We start from the raw sequence: 2342 nt of genomic DNA, 5'->3' as shown, positions 1-2342 counted from the left end.
CACCCCCCCACTCCCTAAACCAGGAGTTAAAAAGAGGTAAATACAGATTTACAACCTATGCAGCAAATTCAAGCCGTGCGAATCAGTACCACAGGTGCTAAATAAATTAAATTTTTCCGCTAACTGTTGAACTTCCTCAGTTTCCACCACACTAGGTTTCCAAGGTTTGGGGTTATTGTAAGCGTAGAAAGTCTCAACACCATCAATACCATCACCCGCAGCCGCAGGAATGAGGTCAAAATGCGATCGCCTATATCGGGCTGGGTGAGCAAGTACCGCCAGTCCTCCCGCTTCATGAACAGCTTTAATAATGTTAACTGCTTGATAAGCCTTACCTGTACTAGGAATTTTTTGTAAATATGGCTGTATACTGGGATGTTCTAACTCAAAAGCATAAGCCAAAATGTGAACTTCATTATCCAACAGATTGGCGTTAATTTCTACACCACTCCACAGATATGGAGCATGAGCATCAGGATTACGCCATTTCCAATCTTCTAACCAAACCAGGGCTGCTTGGTAGCCACTAATACTATGATGATCAGTGATAGCTAACCCTTTTAAACCAATTGCGATCGCTTGACCCATCAAATCACCCGGTTTTAGTTTGCCATCGGAGTGAACCGTGTGCATATGAAAATTAAATAACTGGGGACAACTTTGTGCATCAATGCGTTGAAATACTTGCTTTAGTAGTTCCTTAGAAACAGTAGTCCGGGCAAAATTTATAACCATAACCCCTCTACACAAAAATTACATTCTTCTCAAAACACCAACACGCCACACTTGTAAACGAGATATAACCAATACCACTAACCAGTAAATACAGATACTTCCTCAACGGCACCAATTGATTTTTGCAATATGTTAAGACTACGTTAGCAAATATTAACGCTGATGGCGATGAGTATTTTTGATTACTTCCATCAAGAGAATATAAATTTTGCGTATAAGTAGGTGAACACAATAAAACCAAACTGTGTAAAGAAATGTAAAATCGCCCAAACCCTCTTCACTCTTGCCTCTTGCATGAGTGCCTTTTGCCTTGCCATAACGACAATTTTCAACACCAACCTACTTAGTTTCTATATGTTTACCGCCATTGTCACCACAAACTGATCAATTCACCTGCTCCATTGATCACTTCACCAATTACATTAGCAGAGATATCCTGAGATTGAAAATGAGTAATTACCTGTTCTGCTTGCTGAGGTGGAACTAATAACACAAAGCCAATACCCATATTGAATGTATTATACATAGCCTCAGCACCTACAGAACCAGCCGCAGCTAACCAATGGAATACAGGGGGAACAGTCCAACCATCAGGAATCATCTTAATTGATTGACCCTTGCTTAAACATCTTGGTAAATTTTCTGGTAAACCGCCGCCAGTAATGTGAGCCATGCCATGAACTTCTAAACCTGATTGCAACGCAGCTAAAACAGATTTTACATAAATGCGTGTAGGTGTAAGCAAAGTTTCCCCAATAGATGCACCATTGAATAAATCTGGGGTATCAGTCCAAGCAAAACCACCATCACTGACAATTTTCCTCACCAAACTCAAACCATTACTATGGACACCTGAACTAGCTAAACCGATAGCCACGTCACCCACCTGCACCTGAGAACCATCCAGCATTCGGCTTTTTTCCACAATTCCCACGCAAAAACCAGCCAAGTCGTATTCACCAACCTGGTAAAAACCGGGCATTTCCGCCGTTTCTCCCCCCAGCAAAGCCGAACCCGCCAATTTACAACCAGTAGCTATCCCCGCTACCACCTGAGTTAATTGTTCCTTATCTAACTTACCTGTAGCCACATAATCTAGAAAAAACAGCGGTTCTGCACCCGATGTCAACACATCATTAACGCACATCCCCACCAAATCTATGCCCACAGTATCATGACGGTTGAGAATTTGAGCTATTTTCAGCTTTGTCCCCACACCATCTGTTCCCGAAACCAAAACTGGTTCTTTGTAACCTGTAGGCAGTTGAAAGCAACCACTAAAGCCACCCAGTCCCCCCAAAACCTCTTTTCTAAAGGTGCTGTGAACCAAATTGCGAATTTGATCTACAAAAGCTCTACCTGCTTCCACATCAACGCCTGCATCCCGATAATCCATGCCTAACTACACCGTTATCAATTCATAACTTTAGGTTATTATTATCACATAATTTAGCTGCTAAAACCTCTTCTGATCAGGCAATAAGTAATTGGACAAAAATATTTACAGTCATTGCGAGGGAAGGGAAGCAATCGCCAGGGTTGTGATTGCTTCATTTCACTTCGTTCCATATGGCTAACGCCACGCTGCGCTAACGCAATGACATTGT

General features: G+C 42.0%; 2 protein-coding genes. Both read right to left on the bottom strand.

Annotated elements, in window-relative coordinates; translation table 11 throughout:
• Nucleotides 1-48 precede the first annotated feature (48 nt).
• Complete coding sequence (locus tag IQ228_RS24870) at nucleotides 49-735, bottom strand: PHP domain-containing protein (RefSeq protein WP_027402526.1); 687 nt, start codon at nucleotides 733-735, stop codon at nucleotides 49-51.
• A 370-nt stretch (nucleotides 736-1105) separates the two neighbouring features.
• Nucleotides 1106-2131, bottom strand: a complete 1026-nt coding sequence (gene purM, locus IQ228_RS24865) for a phosphoribosylformylglycinamidine cyclo-ligase (RefSeq protein WP_027402525.1) — start codon at nucleotides 2129-2131, stop codon at nucleotides 1106-1108.
• Nucleotides 2132-2342: the final 211 nt, after the last annotated feature.

This window comes from Dolichospermum sp. LEGE 00246, assembly GCF_015207865.1.
GTDB classification, from domain to species: Bacteria; Cyanobacteriota; Cyanobacteriia; order Cyanobacteriales; family Nostocaceae; genus Dolichospermum; species Dolichospermum heterosporum.
The sequence above is the reverse complement of the archived record's forward strand: the minus strand, read 5'-3'. Positions and strand labels throughout refer to the sequence as shown.

Excerpts from the sequence above, each read along its gene's own strand:
- IQ228_RS24870 (WP_027402526.1), bottom strand. The coding sequence starts at position 735 with ATGGTTATAAATTTTGCCCGGACTACTGTTTCTAAGGAACTACTAAAG.
- purM (WP_027402525.1), bottom strand. The coding sequence starts at position 2,131 with ATGGATTATCGGGATGCAGGCGTTGATGTGGAAGCAGGTAGAGCTTTT.